The following is a 17,206-nucleotide window of genomic DNA, read 5'->3' on the forward strand; positions in this document are numbered from 1 at the left end:
CGACGGGTTCGGAGGGCCATAGGACGGACCCGGAGAGCCGGGTGGCCGGAGAGCCAGGTGGCCGAGGGCTCGGGCGGAGCGGCGACGGGCGTCGGCCGGGGATCGGTCGGTCCGACGGAGATCCGCGGGCGCCACGGGCGCGGCGGCGACCGGCGCTGCGCGGCCACGCGATCCGCCGGCGACCTGGAGGCGCGTGCAGCCGGACGTCGACGGCACATCGTCGGGGACACGTCGTCGGGCGTCGGGACGGTCGGGTGCTCGAGGTGGACCCGGATGGCGTACCGGCGGCGCCCCGAGCCCCTTCCGGCGCCCGTCAGCGGTCCGCCGATAATGCGCATTATGTCAACTCGACTGGAGCGGATCGGCTCCCCACACCGGCCGCGGCGGCAGCTGCAGGACGTCGACCCGCTGGAACACCGCTCGACGAGCAACGGTCCACACGGGTTCATGCAGAGCCGCGGAGCACGACGCGAGTGGGTCCGCCCGGCAGGTTCTGGTTGATGAGGAGTTCGGTCTCGGCGCTCCCCTGCGGGCCGGCTCTTTCGTAGGTCACCTCGAAGGAGCACTCCGCTGCCGGTGCGCTCGTCGCTGCCGGTGCAAGCGTCTGATTCGCACAACGGTCATCGAACGAGAAGCGCTCTTCGCCGGGATCGGCGAACTCGATGGCATCCACTCTCAGCGCCTCGAAGCCCGTGCTGCGAATGGTCACCGACCCGCAACTGCCGAGACCGGCGCAGACGACCGGGTTGGGAGTGACCACGATGCCAGGCCCTGCAGGGACCTCGCCGCGGAGCGTGACGGAAGTGGGTCCGCCCGGCAGGTTCTGGTTGATGAGGAGTTCGGTCTCGGCGCTCCCCTGCGGGCCGGCTCTTTCGTAGGTCACCTCGAAGGAGCACTCCGCTGCCGGTGCGCTCGTCGCTGCCGGTGCAAGCGTCTGATTCGCACAACGGTCATCGAACGAGAAGCGCTCTTCGCCGGGATCGGCGAACTCGATGGCATCCACTCTCAGCGCCTCGAAGCCCGTGCTGCGAATGGTCACCGACCCGCAACTGCCGAGACCGGCGCAGACGACCGGGTTGGGAGTGACCACGATGCCAGGCCCTGCAGGGACCTCGCCGCGGAGCGTGACGGAAGTGGGTCCGCCCGGCAGGTTCTGGTTGATGAGGAGTTCGGCCACTCCGGCCCCCTCTGGGTCGGCGGCTGTGAGCATCACCTCGAAGGAGCACTCCGCTGCCGGTACCAACGTCTGATCCGCACAACGGTCATCGAACGAGAAACGCTCTTCGCCGGGATCGGCGAACTCGATGGCATCCACTCTCAGCGCCTCAGACCCCGTACTGCGAATGATCACCAACCCGCAACTGCCGACACCGGCGCAGACGACCGGATCGGGAGTGACCTCGATGCCCGGTGCCCCAGCATCCGGGGCCGACACGCCGGGCGGTATCGGAAACGTCGCTGCACTGCTTTCCGCGAAGTTCGCCGTGGTCACGGTCGTGTAAGTCACGAGCACTGCCACGACAACGACGACCACCACGATGAGAGGGCGCGATCTGCCCTTGGGCAGCACCTGCGGGAGCATCGCCGGAACGAGGGCACCGAGAATGGCGGCGAGCAGGTTGAGTTCCGGACTGCCGTAGACGGACTTCCCCACCCAGGTGCCGAGTAGCGAGCCTGCCACCGAGAGCAGTAGACCCACCACGACCTGCTCACGAGCCTCCATCTGTGGTCCCGCCCGAGGTGGACCCGTCCCTCGGTTCGGAGAGGGCTCGGCCATGAGGAGCTCCGCTCAGCCGACCTGCACTCCGTACGAGCATCGTGGGGCCTCATCATCTTCGCGTCACCAAGTCGTCACCAACGGCGCCCGGACACCTCAGCCGCCGTCAGCCCGGCTGAGGGGAGGGGCGCCCCGCCCTGCTCCTCCCCCGGCGAGGAATGGAGACAGTCAGCGGAGGCCCACCCGGTCAGCGCTCAGTCGCGAGATCCCAGAATGGTTCCAGGACGGACATGGGGGCTCACCTCAACCTGGAGGGACCCTCCGGGCACCCGTTCCCGGCGTCCTGGTGGTCTCCCGCAGCTGGAGATCAGGTCGCCGCGTTGGCGACCATCACCGTCGCGATGACCACCGTGGTGAGCCCGATGAGCAGCGCCTTGTCGTGCGCCCGGATCGCGCCCAGGACGGCCGCACGCGCTGGTCGCGCCGAGCCTCGTGCTGGTCGTCGCGGTGGCCGCCCTCGTGCTCCTCGGCGAGGGGCTGCGCAGCGCCGGCCGGACCACGGCCCACCGATGAGTCCGGCCCCTCCCGGCCGTCCTCCCCGTGACGACCCCGAGGAGGTCCCGTGCCCAGCAGCGTCCAGGCGATCCTGGTGACCCCTGACGTGGAGCGCCTCGTGCGCTTCTACACCGGCGTGGCCGGCGCCGCGCCGACCCAGCGCGTCCCCGACGACGGCCCGGTGTTCTTCCAGGGCCTGCGCATCGGGGACTCCGACCTCGGCGTCGTCGCCGACGCCGACGGAACGCCCGGCTCCCCCGGTCGCGTGCTGGTCAGCATCGAGGTCGCCGACGTCGACGCCGCACTCCCCCGCGTCGCCGAGCTCGGCGGCGAGATCCAGGGCCCGCCCACCGACATGCCCTGGGGCCAGCGCGTCGCCCACGTCCGGGATCCCGACGGCAACCCGGTGAACCTGACGACCACCCGGTAACTGCTCCTTCCCCACCGCGGAACGGGACCACGGGTCTGCATCGACTCTCGTTAGGGATAACGGAGGAGGGAGGGGCTCCGTCAGCGCTGCGAGGTGGTCCGCGCGATGAACGCCGCCACACCGTCGAGGTAGCAGCTCAGCGCGAAGGCGAACTCGGGCCCGAAGTCGTCGTACCCCTCGGGCGGGGTGTCCTCACCGCCCGGGCCGCCCGGACCGAAGACGCCCGAGGCGATCACCCTGCTCAACGCCGGGTAGCGGGCCGGGTCGACCACCGTGGCCAGGGCGTGCGCGAAGCCGGCGCCGAAGGCCTCCGGATCGGCCTCGTAGCCCGCGGCGAGGTCGATCGACAGCCGGGCCTGGCCGTGCACGACGGGCATGAGGCCGGTGACGACGAGGACCTTCTCGCCCTCGGGCAGGCCGGTGTCGGCCAGGGCGGCCAGGGCGCGGTCGAACCACTCGAGGTTGCGCGGCCCCACCGGCGGCCCGCTGATGGGGATCTCCCGGTACCACGGGTGCCGCCGGAAGCAGGCCAGCACCGCGTACGCCCAGGAGGTCAGCCGCTCGCGCCAGTCGGCGCCGGCCAACTCGGGTGCGCCCTCGAGGGCGGCGTCGGACATGAGCAGCAGCAGCTCGTCCTTGCTGTCCACGTGGCGGTACAGGGACATCGGCGCGCTGTGCAGCTCGGCCGCGACCCGGGCCATCGAGACGGCGCCCAGCCCCTCGGCGTCGGCGATGCGGATGGCCGCCTGGGTGATGGCCTCGACGCTCAGGCCGGAGGTGCGCCCGCGGCGGGCCGGGCCGCGCCGTCCCCAGAGCAGCGCGACCTGCGGCGGCAGCTCGGGCCGTTCGGCGTCCATGCGCACGGCCTCCCCTCCCCCGCGGACCCGGCGAGCGTAGCCGGGGGCTTGTGCCGCGTTCAGCGTACGTCATACGCTGTTTCGCGTACGGCGTACGCACCAGCGATCCCACCGTAGAGGAGGAGCCGTGCTCGTCGAGGCGACCGGCCTGTGCAAGTCGTTCGGGGCCACCCGCGTGCTCGACGGTGTCGACCTGTCCGCGGCCGAGGGCGAGGTCCTCGCCCTGCTCGGACCCAACGGCGCCGGCAAGACCACCATCGTCCGCATCCTCAGCACGCTCACCCGGCCCGACGCCGGGACCGTGCGCATCGCCGGCGTCGACGCCGTCCGGGAGCCCGCCCGGGCCCGGGCGCTGTTCAGCCTCACCGGCCAGGCCTCCGCCGTCGACGACCGGCAGACCGGGCGGGAGAACCTCGTCATGATGGGCCATCTGGCCCACCTCGGGCGCCGCGAGTCCCGCCGGCGGGCCGACGACCTGCTCGAGCGCTTCGACCTCACGCACGCCGCCGACCGGCGGGTGCAGACGTGGTCGGGCGGGATGCGCCGGCGCATCGACCTGGCGATGAGCCTCGTCGGCGGGCCGCGCGTCCTGTTCCTCGACGAGCCGACCACCGGCCTGGACCCGGCCGGCCGGGCCACGATGTGGGACACCATCGGCGACCTGGTCCGCGGCGGGACGACGCTCGTCCTCACCACCCAGCACCTCGAGGAGGCCGACCGCCTCGCCGACCGGGTGGTCCTGGTGGACGGCGGCCGGGTGACGGCCTCGGGCACGCCGGAGGCGCTCAAGACGCTGGTCGGCGGGGACCGGCTCGAGATCCGGGTGGCCGACGCCGCCGGGCTGCGGCGCGTCGCCGACCTCCACCCGGCCGCGGTGGTCGACCGTGAGGGCCGCACGGTCACCCTGCCCTCGGACGGCGGTGCGGCGCACCTGCACGCCGTCCTCGACGAGCTGCGGGCCGCGGGCGTCGCCGTCGACGGGGTGCGCTCGGCCCGCCCGACCCTCGACGACGTCTTCCTCGCCCTGACCCGACCCGCGTCTCCCTCCGCGCCGCAGCCGGTCGCCGCCGGCACGGCCGCCTGACCCGCCCGGAGGCCCTCCGTGACCACCGCCCTCGCCGCTCCGGCCGTCCGGCACACCGGAGCCCGCGCCGCCCTCTCCGACCGGCTCACCATGAGCGCGCGCAGCCTCCGGCTGACCAGCCGCGACGCCGACACCCTGGTCATGTCGATCGTGCTGCCCGTGCTGCTCATGGCGCTGTTCGTCTACGTCTTCGGCGGGGCCATCAGCGGCCGGGCCGAGTACGTCGACTACGTCGTCCCCGGCATCGTGCTGCTCTGCGCCGGCTACGGCGCCGCCTCCACCGCGATGGTCGTCGCTGCCGACACCACCAGCGGCATGGTCGACCGGCTGCGCTCCCTGCCGGTGCGCAGCTCGGCCGTCCTCACCGGCCACGTCGTGGCCAGCGTCGCCCGCAACGCCCTGTCGACGGCGGTGGTCGTCGGCGCCGCCCTGCTCATGGGCTTCCGGCCCGACGCCGGCCCGCTCGAGTGGCTGGCCACCGCGGGCGTGCTCCTGCTCTACGTCCTCGCGCTGTCGTGGCTGGCCGCCCTGCTCGGCGTCCTCGCCTCCGGCGTCGAGTCGGCCAGCGCGCTGAGCTTCCTCATGCTCTTCCTGCCCTACCTGAGCAGCGCGTTCGTCCCGCCGGAGACCCTCCCGACGGCGCTGCGCGCGGTGGCCGAGCACCAGCCGATCACCCCCGTCATCGAGACGGTCCGCGGCCTGCTGACCGGCACCCCGATCGGGTCCTCCGGGTGGCTCGCGGTCCTCTGGTGCGGCGGCATCCTCGCCGTCGCGGTCACCGCGGCGGGTTGGGCGTACCGGCGGCGCGGCCGCACCTGACCCGCCGCCCCGAGGGGCACCCGCGTCATGGTGGGTGCCTTCTCGAGGCTGTTGTTCTGTCTTTCTCAAATGGCGATGGTTAGTTGGGGATAACGGGCGAGGGAGGAATGGTCACGGTCCGGCGTCGGAACGAGCCGGTGCCGTTGACCGCTGCAACAATGCGTCGCTACGTTGCGCGCCGGTGTGGTCCGCGCCACACCGGTGGACCGGTCGTGAGGCCGGGCCGCCCTCCCACCCGTGCTCGGCGCTGCGCCGGGAAGGGACCACCGTGGCCGCAACCGCTGTACGTCCGAACGAGATGCCGGCACCCCCCGACAGCGGGGGCCTCCGCCGGCTCTGGGACCGCACGCTGCACCGCTACCCCGAGACCGGCCCCCGGTCGCTGTACCTCGGCATCACCGTGCTCGCGACGGTGGTCCTCTACTACGAGCTCTACGTGGGCGGCGCCGTCGCGACGCAGATCATCGCCGAGCTCGGCTACACCTTCACCGGCTACGTGTTCGTCTCCGTGATCGGCAACCTGGTCGGCGCCTTCGCCTCGCTCTTCGCCGGCCTGGCCGACCGCTGGGGCCGGGCCAACCTGGTGGTCGGCGGGCTGCTCATCACCGGCCTGATCCTCCTGGTGGGCCTGCCGCAGGCGCCGAACAAGACGGTCTTCACCGTGCTGTTCGCCGTCCTGAGCTTCGTCGAGGGCGTCGTGCTGGTGGCCACACCGGCGCTGATCCGCGACTTCTCGCCGCAGGTCGGCCGCGGCGTCGCCATGGGCTTCTGGACCCTCGGCCCGGTGCTCGGCAGCCTCGTGGTGACGACGGTGTCGAGCAACACCCTCGACGACCACCCCGACTGGCGCTGGCAGTTCTACGTCTGCGGCATCGCCGGCCTGGTCGTGTTCGTGATCGCGCTGGTCGGGCTGCGCGAGCTCTCCCCCGCCCTGCGCGACCAGCTCATGGTCAGCATGCGCGACCGCGCGCTGGTCGAGGCCCGCGCCCGCGGTCTGGACACCGAGCAGGCGCTGCAGGGCCACTGGCGGCAGATGCTGCGCTTCGACGTCGTCGGGTCGGCCTTCGCCATCAGCATCTTCCTGCTGCTCTACTACATCCTCGTCGGCTTCGCCGTCGTCTACTTCGCCACCGTGTTCGGCTACTCCGAGCAGCGCGCCAACGCCCTGGCCAACTGGTACTGGGTGACCAACGCGATCGCCCTGGTGGTCACCGGCGTCCTCACCGACCGGTTCCGGGTGCGCAAGCCGTTCATGATCGCCGGCACGCTCATCGGCCTGGTGGGCTCGGTGCTGTTCACCCTGTCGGCGACGCGGCCGGAGACCGGCTACTACACCCTCGCGGTGTACTTCATCCTCTCCGCGGCCGGCGGCGGCATGGCCTACGTGGCGTGGATGGCCTCCTTCACCGAGACCGTCGAGCGGCACAACCCCGCGGCCACGGCCACCGGCCTGGCCATCTGGGGCTGGCTGCTGCGGCTCGTCGTGACGGTCTCGCTGGCGGTCTTCACCCTGGTCGTCCCGGCGACCTCGGTGCTGGTCGACCAGGGCTCGCGGGTCACCGAGATCGTCGAGGCGCACCCGGAGGAGGTCGCCGTCCTCTCGGCGATCGACCCGGCCACCTCGGCGGCGCTCGCCGAGGACCCGGCCGACGTCGACGCCCTGGCCACCGCCCTGGGCTCGGTGGCCGCCCAGCAGGGCGCCGGTGCCGACGAGGCGGCCGCGGTGTCCGACGCGGTGCGCACCCGGGCGCCGCAGCTGGCCGCCGCGCAGGCGGTCGACCCGGCCACCCTGGCGGCGCTGCAGGCCGACCCCGCCGACGCCGCGGCCGGTGCCGCCGCCGTCGGGCAGATCGCGCAGGCCCTCGGCGTCGACGCCGGCACCGCCACCCAGCTGCTGGTCAGCCTCGGCGACCCGGCGGTGCAGGCCGACCTCGCGCTCGTGCAGCGCTACGGGGCGGTGCTCGAGGAGGCCAACGCGGCGATCCCGGCCGAGGACCTGGCCTTCCTGTCCGCCAACGGCGCCGAGGTGGCCCAGGCCGCCGAGGGCAACCCCGGCCAGTGGCAGCGCTGGTGGTGGGTCTGCGTCGCCGGGCAGGTGCTCTTCCTGCCGTTCGTCTTCGTGATGGCCGGCCGGTGGAGCCCGCGCCGCGCCCGCCAGGACGAACGGGAGCACGAGGAGAGGGTGGCCCGGGAGCTCGCCGCGCTGGAGCGGACGACCGAGCCCGCCGGCGAGCACGCCCACGCCTGAGCACCACCGACCGACGACACGGGGCCGGGGAGCGAGCGCTCCCCGGCCCCGTGCCCCGTCCGGGAACCGGTCAGCGGGCGCGCCGCTCCCGCCACGGCCGGCCGTGCAGCCACCACGAGAGCCGGCGGGTGATCCACGGCAGCAGCAGGTACGTCATCAGCGGGGTGAGCGTCAGGGTCACGACCAGCACCCGCAGGGCCACGGGCACGTCGGCGAGCGCCGCGCCCAGGGTCACCGTGGCCAGCAGGTTGAGCGGGTAGAACACCAGCCAGATCGTCGTCGCCTGCTTCCACCGCGGCGGAGCCGGCGGGGCCGCGGGGGTGACCACCTCGGTGCTCACCGGGGAGTCGAACCAGCCCTCGATGCCGGTGCGCCGCTCGGTGCGGGTGACCTCGGCCAGTCCCTCGGCCGAGCGCAGCCACCAGGCCCGCTCCGTCGACGCCTCCCACGCCTCGAGCGCCTCCTGGTCGGCGAAGCGGCACAGCATGTGCCACTCGTCGGAGCCGTCGTGCGAGCGCACCCAGCCGGCGCCGAGGAAGCCCGGGAAGGACTCGGCCATCGTCAGACCGGCCCGGATCCAGGCGGTCATCTCGCGCGTGTGCGCGGGATCGGCGCGGCGGGTGAAGGAGACGGTGACCGGCAGGTGCCGGGCGGCGACCGGGAGCGACGTCACCGTTCCAGGATGGGCGAGCCGCGGCCCCCGGCGCAGGTCGGAGGAGCGTGATCTCCCCCGCTCTCGCTGCTCCTCCCCCTCGCTGACGTGACCACCGTCTCCTGTGTCCAGGAGTTGGGGATAACGGACGACACGGCAGGCGGACGCGCCTCCGGGGAGCTCCCAGGCCGGTGCGGTTGACTCGCCGCGATGGACGCCGTCGACCGCCTCTGGACCCGCGTGAGCGCCGCGGCCCCGCTTCCCCTCGAGGTCCTGGCCGCGGCCGCCGCCGTGGCGCTGCTCGTCGTCGCCACCCCCGCGCTGTGGCGGCCGGCGCGGACGGTGGTGACCATCGCCCACGAGGGCGCCCACGGGCTCGCCGCGCTGGCCACCGGCCGGAGCCTGGCCGGGATCCGGCTGCACTCGGACACCTCCGGGCTCACCGTCTCGCGGGGCCGCCCCAGCGGGATCGGCATGGTGCTCACCTGCGCGGCGGGCTACGTGGGCCCGGCCCTGTTCGGCCTGGGCGCGGCGGCGCTGCTCGCGGCCGGGCACGCCGTCGGGGTGCTGTGGGCGCTGCTGGCCCTGCTCGCGCTCCTGCTGGTGCAGATCCGCAACCTCTACGGGCTGTGGGCGGTGCTGGTCACCGCCGCGGGCCTGGCCGCCGTCACCGCGTGGCTGCCGCCGGCCGGCCAGGCCGCCGTCGCCGCGGCCGTGACCTGGTTCCTGCTGCTGGCCGCGCCGCGCACCGTGCTGGAGCTGCAGGCGGCGCGCCGGCGGCGGGCGGCCCCGGACTCCGACGCCGACCAGCTGGCCCGCCTCACCCGGGTGCCCGCGCTGCTGTGGGTGGGCGTGTTCCTGCTGGTCGACGTCGCCGCGCTGGCGCTCGCGGTCAGGTGGCTGCTGGTGCCCTGAGGACGACCCGGAGCGTCACCCTGAGCGTCACTCCGCCCCGTAGCGGCTGCGCCGGCGCGGCTCGGCCCCGTGCGGCTGGGTGACCTTGCCGGTGTCGGGCGCCGGGGGGATGTCGACCACCAGGTCGTCGTGGTCGACGGTCAGCCGGCGGCCGTGGTGGTGCACGTCGAGCGCCTCGCCGTCGAGCAGCCGGTAGGTGGCCTGCTCCTTGGTGACCGTCACCTGCAGGGCGCGGCCCTGGTAGGCTAGCCGGAAGCGCAGCCGGCTGATGCGCTCGGGCAGCCGCGGCGCGAACAGCAGGTGCCCGTCGTGGTCGCGCATGCCGCCGAACCCCGCGACGGCGACCGTCCAGCCGCCGGCCATCGAGGCGATGTGCAGGCCGTGGCCGGAGTTGCCGTGCAGGTTCTGCAGGTCGGTGAGCGTGGCCTCGGCCCAGTAGTCGTAGGCCAGCTCCAGGTGCCCGGTCTCGGCGGCCACCACCGCCTGCTGGGCCGCCGACAGCGACGAGTCGCGCACCGTGCGGGCCTCGTAGTAGGCGAAGTCGGCGACCTTCTCCTCGAAGGTGAACGCGTCCCCGCGCAGGTGCAGCGCCATGACCAGGTCGGCCTGCTTGACCACCTGCTTGCGGTAGATGTCGAAGTACGGGAAGTGCAGCAGCAGCGGGTAGCACTCCCGCGGCGTGTTCGCGAAGTCCCACTCCTCGTGGTGGGTGAACGCGTCGGACTGCATGTGCACGCCCAGCCGCGTGTCGTAGGGCACGGCCATGAGGCGGGCGGCCCGCTGCCAGGTCGCGGCCTCGTCCTCGGTGACCTGCAGCCGGCCGGCGACGTCGGGCTGCCGCTCGACCGCGGCGGCCGCCTCGCGCAGGTTCCGCTGCGCCATCAGGTTCGTGTAGACGTTGTTGTCCACCACGGCCGTGTACTCGTCGGGCCCGGTGACGCCGTCGATGCGGAAGCCGTGCTCCTCGTCGAAGTGGCCGAGCGAGGCCCACAGCCGGGCGGTCTCGACGAGCAGCTCCGTGCCGAAGTCGCGGTCGAACTCCTCGTCCTCGGTGGCGTGCAGGTAGCGGACGACGGCGTCGGCGATGTCGGCGTTGATGTGGAAGGCCGCCGTCCCCGCCGGCCAGTACCCCGACGTCTCCTCGCCCCGGATGGTCCGCCACGGGAAGGCCGCGCCGTGCAGGCCGAGCTCGCGCGCCCGGGAGCGGGCGAGGTCCAGCGTCGAGTGCCGCCACCGCAGCGCGTCGCGGGCGGCCTCCGGCGCGATGTAGGTGAGCACGGGCAGCACGTAGGTCTCGGTGTCCCAGAAGGTGTGCCCGTCGTAGCCGGGGCCGGTGAGCCCCTTGGCCGGGATCGGCTGCCGCTCGGCGCGCAGGCCGGCCTGCAGCACGTGGAAGACGCCGACCCGCACGGCCTGCTGCAGCTCGTCGTCGCCCTCGATCTCGACGTCGGCCCGCGCCCAGAACTCGTCGAGGACGGACCGCTGCTCCTCGGCCAGCCGGGCGAAGCCGGCCAGCTTGGCCGTGGCCAGCGCCCCCTCCACCTGGTCGCGCAGCGCCGCCGCCGACCGCCGCGACGACCAGCCGTAGGCCAGGTACTTGACCAGCTTCACGCCCGAGCCCCTGCCGGGCAGCCGCGCGGCCAGCGTGTAGCGGGCGAGGTCCTCGCCGGCCTCCATGTCCTCGGTGACCTGGTCGGGGACGTCGATGACGTGCTCCATCCCGGCGGCCATGCGCAGGTGGCTGCGCTTGGTCCGGTGCACCAGGACGGCGCGGTGGCCGCGGCCGACGGCGAGCTCGCTGACCAGCGGCCGGCGCAGCGCCGCCGCGGCGCGGGGATCGTCGCCCTCGCTGCCGCTGTCGACCGGCTCGTTGGCCAGCAGGTCCGACTGCAGCGCGATGTAGAGGTCACCGCGGTCGTCGGTGCACTCGACCTGGTACTCGATGGCGGCGATCGACCGCCGGCGCAGCGACACCAGCCGGGTGCTGGTCACCCGCACGGTGCGGCCGTTGGGCGAGCGCCACTCGGTGACCCGGCGCAGCACGCCCCGGCGCAGGTCGAGGGTGCGGCGGTGCTCGATCACCTCGCCGTAGTCGAGGTCCAGCGGGGTGTCGCCGACCAGCAGCCGGATCAGCTTGCCGTCGGTGACGTTGACGACCGTCTGCCCCTGCTCGGGGAAGCCGTAGCCGGCCTCGGCGTAGGGCAGCGGCCGCTCCTCGAAGAAGCCGTTGAGGTAGGTGCCGGGGACGACGATCGGCTCGCCCTCCTCGAACGACCCGCGCATGCCCACGTGGCCGTTGGCGAGGGCGAACACCGACTCGTGCACCCCGAGCGAGTGGTGGTCCAGGCCGATCTCGGTCAGCGCCCACGGCTCGACCGGGAAGGTGGCGCGCCCCTCCGTCACCGACCCGCCTCCAGCAGCTGGTCGAGGTCGGTGACGACGACGTCGGCCCCGTTCTCCTTGAGCGCGTCGGCCTGCCCCACCCGGTCCACGCCGACGACGAACCCGAAGTCCCCCGCCCGGCCGGCCGCGACGCCGGCGAGGGCGTCCTCGAACACCGCCGCGGCCGAGGGCTCCACGCCCAGCGCGCGGGCGCCGGCGAGGAAGGTGTCGGGGGCGGGCTTGCCGCGCAGGCCCTCGCGGGCGGTCACCACGCCGTCGACGCGGGCGTCGATGAGGTCGGCGAAGCCGCCGGCGGTGATGACCTGCTCGCCGTTGGCCGAGGCGGTGACCACCGCGGTGCCCAGCCCGGCCTCCTTGGCCGCGCGCAGGTAGCTCATCGACCCGGGGTAGACCTCGACGCCGTTCTCCTCGAGCTCGGTGAGCAGCAGCTCGTTCTTGCGGCGGCCGACGCCGTGCACCGTCTGCGCGCCCGGCGGGTCGTCGGGCGTGCCCTCGGGCAGCCTGATGCCGCGGCTGGCGAGGAAGTCGCGGACGCCGTCGGCGCGCGGCTTGCCGTCGACGAAGCGGTTGTAGTCGAGCTGGGTGAACTCCGGCGCCTGCGGGTCCCGGGCGCGGAGGAACTCGTCGAAGGTCCGTTTCCACGCCGCCATGTGCACGGTGGCGGTGCGGGTGAGCACGCCGTCCATGTCGAAGAGGCAGACGCGGATGCCGTCGGGGAGTCCGAGCACGATCCCCCACGCTACGGCGCGCGGCGCGCGGCCACCTCCCGAGAGCCGGAGACCCCCGCCCGGGGCTCCTCCCCGCCGCCGGGGCGCGCGGCGCAGGCCGGCTGCCTAGGGTCGGCCCGGGCGGCAGCGGCCGCCCCGCCGATCCGAGGAGAGGACCGCCATGGCCGACCGGCCTGTCCCGCCGAGCCCGTACGACTTCCTGCCGCCCGTCCCGTCGTTCACGGTGACCAGCACCGACGTCCGCGACGGCGAGGTGCTGCCGATGCCGCACGTCAGCGGTGTCATGGGCGCCGGCGGCGACGACCGCTCTCCCCAGCTGTCCTGGTCGGGCTTCCCCGAGGGCACGAGGGGCTTCGCCGTCACCGTGTTCGACCCCGACGCCCCCACGGTGTCCGGGTTCTGGCACTGGGTGGTCACCGGCATCCCCGGCGACGTCATCGAGCTGCCGTCGGGCGCCGGGTCGCAGGACGGCGCCGCCCTGCCCGCCGGCGCGCGGCAGCTGCGCAACGACGCCGGCTTCGCCGGTTACGTCGGGGCCGCTCCGCCGGCCGGGCACGGCCCGCACCGGTACTTCACGGTGGTGCACGCCCTCGACGTCGAGGACATGGGCGTGCCCGCCGACGCCAGCCCCGCCTTCCACGGCTTCAACCTCTTCGGCCACACGCTGGCCCGGGCCGTCCTCGTGCCGGTGTACGTCCAGGACTGAACGGAGCCGCTCCGTCCTCCCCGCGGCGGGAGGCGGGGCCGGCACGGGGTACCCGGGGACCATGACGCCCCGGGTGCCCCGCCGCCCCGGTGCCCGACGCCGGGCTCAGCCCGCCGGGCGGGCGGCGACCCCGGTCGAGCCCAGCCAGGCGAAGCCGACCCGCTCGTAGACCCGTGCGACGTCGTCGTCCCCGGCGGTGAGGAAGACCAGGTCGGCGGTCTCGCGGGCCTGGGCGACCAGCGCCGAGGCCAGCGCGGCGCCGACCCCCCGGCCGCGCCGGCGCGGCGAGCTGGCCACCCCGACGACCTCGCTGATCTCGGTGCCGTCGACGTCGACCGGCTGGTGCGCGCCGACGGCGACCGGCGTGCCGTCCTCGACGGCGACCATCACCACCGTGCGGCCGCTGGCGACCCGCTCGCGCAGGACGGCGGTGCGCGCCTCGTCGGGCGGGCCGGGGTCGTCGGTGTCGTCCTCCGCGTGCGGGGCGAACCCGCTCTCCAGCAGGTGCTGGTAGTGCGGCAGCGCCGGGTCGTCGCCGCCGACGAGGTACAGCCGCACGCCGTGCGGGAGCAGCAGCTCGACCGGCTCGTCGGCGACCAGCAGCGGGAACTCGGTGACCACCAGCCCGGCCGCGCGGGCGGCGGCGGCGAGGGTCGGCGTCCGGTCGACCACCCACTCCACGGCGGCCGGCAGCTCCGCCTCCTCCTGCAGCGCCACCGCGGCCCGGACGTCGTCGGCGGGGACCGTGCGGGTGCCGGGCAGCGGCCGGGCGGGGAACGGCCAGGCGGGCGGCCCGATGGGGACGGCCAGGGTGCCGGCGGTGACCGGCGGCGCGTCGGGCAGCGACGCGGCGACGGCGTACTGCTCGACGCGGTCGAGCAGCCCGGGGCGGGTCGGCACACCGGCACCCTAGACGCGCCCGGGCGCGGGAGCGCCGGGGAAGCCCGGTCCGCGGCGGCGCCCCACCCCCGCGGGTGACCCCGGCGACGTGGCCGTGCGGGCCCGGGCGGCACGATGGACACCGTGACGGCCGGGACCCGCCCCTCCATCTCGCCCTACGCGGCCTTCGACCGCGACGCGTGGCGGGCGCTGGCCGCCGTGCGCACGCTGCCGCTGGACGAGGCCGACCTGCGCGCGCTGCGCAGCCTCGGCGACCGCATCGACCTCGACGAGGTCGCCACCGTCTACCTGCCCCTGGCCGAGCTGCTCAACCTGCACGTCACCGCCAGCCAGCGGCTGTGGGCCGCGCAGAACCGCTTCCTCGGCGACACCACCGCCAAGGTGCCCTACGTCATCGCCGTCGCCGGCAGCGTCGCCGTCGGCAAGAGCACCACCGCCCGTCTGCTGCAGACGCTGCTGGCCGCCGCCCCCGGCTCCCCGCGGGTCGACCTGGTCACCACCGACGGGTTCCTGTGGCCCAACGCCGTCCTCGAGGCCCGCGGGCTCATGGCCCGCAAGGGCTTCCCCGAGAGCTACGACCGGCGGGCGCTCATCCGCTTCCTCGCCGACGTGAAGTCCGGCCGCGGCGAGGTGCGCGCGCCGGTGTACTCCCACCAGTCCTACGACGTGCTCGGCGGGCAGCGGCAGGTGGTGGACCGCCCCGACGTCCTCGTCGTCGAGGGGCTCAACGTGCTGCAGGCCGGCCGCCGCGACGACGGCCGCGTGCCCGAGGTCTTCCTCTCGGACTTCTTCGACTTCTCCGTCTACGTCGACGCCGCCGAGAGCGACATCCAGCAGTGGTACGTCGAGCGCTTCCTCGCGCTGCGCCGCACGGCCTTCGCCGACACCTCGGCCTACTTCCACCGCTACGCCGACCTCAGCGACGACGACGCCCGGGCCACCGCGCTCTCGATCTGGGCCGCGGTCAACGGGCCCAACCTGCGGCAGAACATCGCCCCGACCCGCTCGCGCGCCCGCCTGGTGCTGCAGAAGTCGGCCGACCACTCGGTGCGCCGGGTGCTGCTGCGCAAGCTCTGACCCCTCCCCTCACCGTGTCTTCCCGTCCGCGCCGGCATCGGCAGCTAAGTTGGGGATAACGGACGCAGCGGCAGGACGGCCGTGCCAGGGTCGCCGGCATGTGCTGTGGCGAGGACGCGGTGCTCGGGCTGCCGGCGCCAGTGCTGGAGGCGATGGCCGGGTACCGCCGGATGCGCGACGCGCACGGCTGGGGCTGGGGCGAGGCGGCGCTGCCCGACCTGTTCCGCTGGGCCCGCTTCTCCCTGCTCGGCCCGGCCTTCGACGCCGTCGCCGCCACCGGCGACTGGCCCGCGGCCGTCCGCGCCGCGCTCGGGGACGGCGACCCGCCCGCCGGGGTCGCCGTCGTCACCCTCGGCCCGGGCGGGGACCTGGCCGTGCGCACCGGCCCGCCGCGGCCGGGCCCGGCGGGCGCGTCCCTGCCGGTCGACGTCGTCGTGCTCTCCGACGCCCCGGACGACCGGACGGTGACGGTCGGCGGGACCCCGGTCCCCGTGGCGGCCGGCGGGGCGGGGCTGGCGGTGGTCGACGTCGACCCCGCCTCCCCCGAGGTGCCCGTCGCCTGCGGCGCGGCGCGGGCCGGCGTCGTAGCGGTGCGCGAGGTGCCGGCGGCCCGGCTGCGCGTGTCGGCGCCGGTGTGCGCCCGCTGGTCGGTCACCGACGCCACCGGCGGCGGGTGGGGTCCGCCCGGCCTGCCCGCCAAGTGGGACGCCACGCACCGGCCCTACTGGCACGCCCGCGAGGCGGAGTTCGACGTCCCCGCCGGCCCGCTGGAGGTGGTGGTCGCCCGCGGGCTGGAGTACCGGCGCACGACGCTGACGGTGCAGCCCGGCCCCGGGGAGACCGCCGAGGTCACCTGGGAGCCGCGGCGGCGCTTCGACCCCGCGGCCGCCGGCTGGTACGGCGGGGACCTGCACGTGCACCTCAACTACTCCGGCGACACCGTCCTCGAGCCCGCCGACGCCGCCCGCATGCAGGCCGGCGAGGGCCTGCACCTGGTGCAGCTGGTGGCCGGCAACCTCGGCGGGGCGCTGGTCTACGACCGCGAGCTGCTCGAGACCACCGCCGGCACCGAGCTGTGGTCCGGCGACCGGGTCGGGGTGGCCGGCCTGGAGCACCGCAACGACCTGCTCGGCCACGTGCACGCCCTGGGCCTGGCCGGCGTGCCGGAGGTCCTGCACACCGGCCACGAAGGCACCGCGGCGCCCTGGGACTGGCCGCCCAACGCCGCCGCCTGCGCGGCCCTGCGCGACCGCGGCGGGCTGGCCACCTACGCCCACCCCGTCTACTCCGCGCTCACCGACGTCGCCCAGCTCTACGCCCCGGCGCGCACCGTCGAGGCCCGCGAACTGGTCGCCGACGCCGCGCTCGGCCTGGTCGACGCCGTCGAGGTGGTGTCCTGCTTCGACGACCGCGGCGCCGTGGTGCTCTGGCACCGGCTGCTCGACTGCGGGCTGCGGCCGGCCGCGGTCGCCGGCACCGACGTCTTCCTCTCCTTCGCCCACGGTCCCGGCGTCGCGTCCAACCCGCCGGGCTGGGGCCGGGTCTACGCGCACCTCGGCGACGAGCCGCTCACCGCCGCCGCGTTCCGGTCGGCGGTGGCCGCCGGGCGCACCGTGGTCACCAACGGCCCCTGGCTCACCCTCGACGTCGACGGCGCGGGGCCCGGCGCTGTGCTCGACCGCTCCCCCGGCGACCGGCTCGCCGTCCGCGCCACCGTCACCGGCGGCGGGGTGGACCGGCTGGTGCTGCACGGGGCCGGCGGCGCGGTGCTCGCCGAGACTCCCGGGACCGAGCTGCGGGCGCAGGTGCCCGTGGCGGCCGGCACCTGGCTGGCCGCGGCGGCCTACGGCGGGGACGACGAGCACACCCTCGGAGCGCCGGTGTTCGCGCACACCGGGCCGGTGTTCGTCGACGTCGGCGGCCGGCGGGTGGCGGTGCCGGCGTCGGCCCGCTGGTGCCTGGCCGCCCTCGACGCGCTGGAGGCGCTCGGAACCGCCGAGGGCCGCTTCGACCCGGCCCGCCGCGAGGCGCAGCTCGGCGCGCTGGTCGACGTCGTCGAACGCGCCCGGGCGGTCTACCGGGAGGTGGCCGACCGGTGAGTCCCGCGGCCGGTGC

14 protein-coding genes are annotated in these 17,206 nt (G+C 74.8%); 8 read left to right on the forward strand and 6 right to left on the reverse strand.

What is annotated here, in order from left to right; all coding sequences use genetic code 11:
- Positions 1-445: 445 nt before the first annotated feature.
- A complete protein-coding gene (locus tag FN207_RS12370; protein WP_142458809.1) occupies positions 446-1,723 on the reverse strand; it encodes a hypothetical protein in 1,278 nt (425 codons plus the stop codon).
- A 616-nt stretch (positions 1,724-2,339) separates the two neighbouring features.
- Here FN207_RS12370 and FN207_RS12375 point away from each other — a divergent pair.
- Entirely contained in the window at positions 2,340-2,702 is a 363-nt protein-coding gene (locus tag FN207_RS12375; protein WP_221888162.1) for a VOC family protein, read from the forward strand.
- Positions 2,703-2,782: 80 nt separating this feature from the next.
- Here FN207_RS12375 and FN207_RS12380 read toward each other — a convergent pair whose 3' ends face one another.
- The gene (locus tag FN207_RS12380) at positions 2,783-3,559 is read right to left on the reverse strand and encodes a TetR/AcrR family transcriptional regulator (protein WP_142458810.1); all 777 of its coding nucleotides are present in this window, start codon (positions 3,557-3,559) and stop codon (positions 2,783-2,785) included.
- A 127-nt stretch (positions 3,560-3,686) separates the two neighbouring features.
- On the opposite strand from FN207_RS12380, the gene FN207_RS12385 reads away from it, so the two are divergent.
- From FN207_RS12385 to FN207_RS12395, 3 genes are all read left to right on the forward strand, one after another.
- Positions 3,687-4,643, forward strand: coding sequence for an ATP-binding cassette domain-containing protein (locus FN207_RS12385; protein WP_142458811.1), 957 nt, complete (start codon positions 3,687-3,689; stop codon positions 4,641-4,643).
- A gap of 18 nt (positions 4,644-4,661) precedes the next feature.
- Positions 4,662-5,462, forward strand: coding sequence for an ABC transporter permease (locus FN207_RS12390; protein ID WP_221888163.1), 801 nt, complete (start codon positions 4,662-4,664; stop codon positions 5,460-5,462).
- A 298-nt stretch (positions 5,463-5,760) separates the two neighbouring features.
- Entirely contained in the window at positions 5,761-7,710 is a 1,950-nt protein-coding gene (locus FN207_RS12395; protein WP_142458812.1) for an MFS transporter, read from the forward strand.
- A gap of 70 nt (positions 7,711-7,780) precedes the next feature.
- On the opposite strand, the gene FN207_RS12400 is transcribed toward FN207_RS12395, so the two are convergent.
- On the reverse strand, positions 7,781-8,383 hold the full coding sequence (locus FN207_RS12400) for an antibiotic biosynthesis monooxygenase (RefSeq protein ID WP_221888164.1): 603 nt from the start codon (positions 8,381-8,383) through the stop codon (positions 7,781-7,783).
- 189 nt (positions 8,384-8,572) lie between these two features.
- Between FN207_RS12400 and FN207_RS12405 the strand changes: the two genes are divergently transcribed.
- Positions 8,573-9,277 (forward strand): M50 family metallopeptidase, encoded by a 705-nt coding sequence (locus FN207_RS12405; RefSeq protein ID WP_142458813.1) that lies wholly within the window; start codon positions 8,573-8,575, stop codon positions 9,275-9,277.
- 27 nt (positions 9,278-9,304) lie between these two features.
- Here the strand turns inward: FN207_RS12405 and FN207_RS12410 are convergent, their stop codons facing one another.
- Both FN207_RS12410 and FN207_RS12415 read right to left on the reverse strand, forming a co-directional pair.
- Positions 9,305-11,680, reverse strand: a complete 2,376-nt coding sequence (locus FN207_RS12410) for a glycoside hydrolase family 65 protein (RefSeq protein ID WP_142458814.1) — start codon at positions 11,678-11,680, stop codon at positions 9,305-9,307.
- Positions 11,677-12,408, reverse strand: coding sequence for a beta-phosphoglucomutase family hydrolase (locus FN207_RS12415; protein WP_142458815.1), 732 nt, complete (start codon positions 12,406-12,408; stop codon positions 11,677-11,679). The genes FN207_RS12410 and FN207_RS12415 overlap by 4 nt, the downstream gene beginning before the upstream one ends.
- Before the next feature lie 160 nt (positions 12,409-12,568).
- Here FN207_RS12415 and FN207_RS12420 point away from each other — a divergent pair, with 160 nt between their 5' ends.
- Positions 12,569-13,114, forward strand: a complete 546-nt coding sequence (locus tag FN207_RS12420; protein WP_142458816.1) for a YbhB/YbcL family Raf kinase inhibitor-like protein — start codon at positions 12,569-12,571, stop codon at positions 13,112-13,114.
- A gap of 105 nt (positions 13,115-13,219) precedes the next feature.
- On the opposite strand, the gene FN207_RS12425 is transcribed toward FN207_RS12420, so the two are convergent.
- Positions 13,220-14,014, reverse strand: a complete 795-nt coding sequence (locus FN207_RS12425) for a GNAT family N-acetyltransferase (RefSeq protein ID WP_142458817.1) — start codon at positions 14,012-14,014, stop codon at positions 13,220-13,222.
- A gap of 114 nt (positions 14,015-14,128) precedes the next feature.
- Here FN207_RS12425 and coaA point away from each other — a divergent pair, with 114 nt between their 5' ends.
- Positions 14,129-15,091, forward strand: a complete 963-nt coding sequence (coaA, locus tag FN207_RS12430) for a type I pantothenate kinase (protein ID WP_142458818.1) — start codon at positions 14,129-14,131, stop codon at positions 15,089-15,091.
- Between the two features lie 98 nt (positions 15,092-15,189).
- The gene (locus FN207_RS12435) at positions 15,190-17,190 is read left to right on the forward strand and encodes a CehA/McbA family metallohydrolase (protein ID WP_142458819.1); all 2,001 of its coding nucleotides are present in this window, start codon (positions 15,190-15,192) and stop codon (positions 17,188-17,190) included.
- The last annotated feature ends 16 nt before the right edge of the window (positions 17,191-17,206 follow it).

Origin of the sequence: Geodermatophilus aquaeductus, assembly GCF_900182545.1 — a bacterium.
Lineage (GTDB): Bacteria > Actinomycetota > Actinomycetes > Mycobacteriales > Geodermatophilaceae > Geodermatophilus > Geodermatophilus aquaeductus.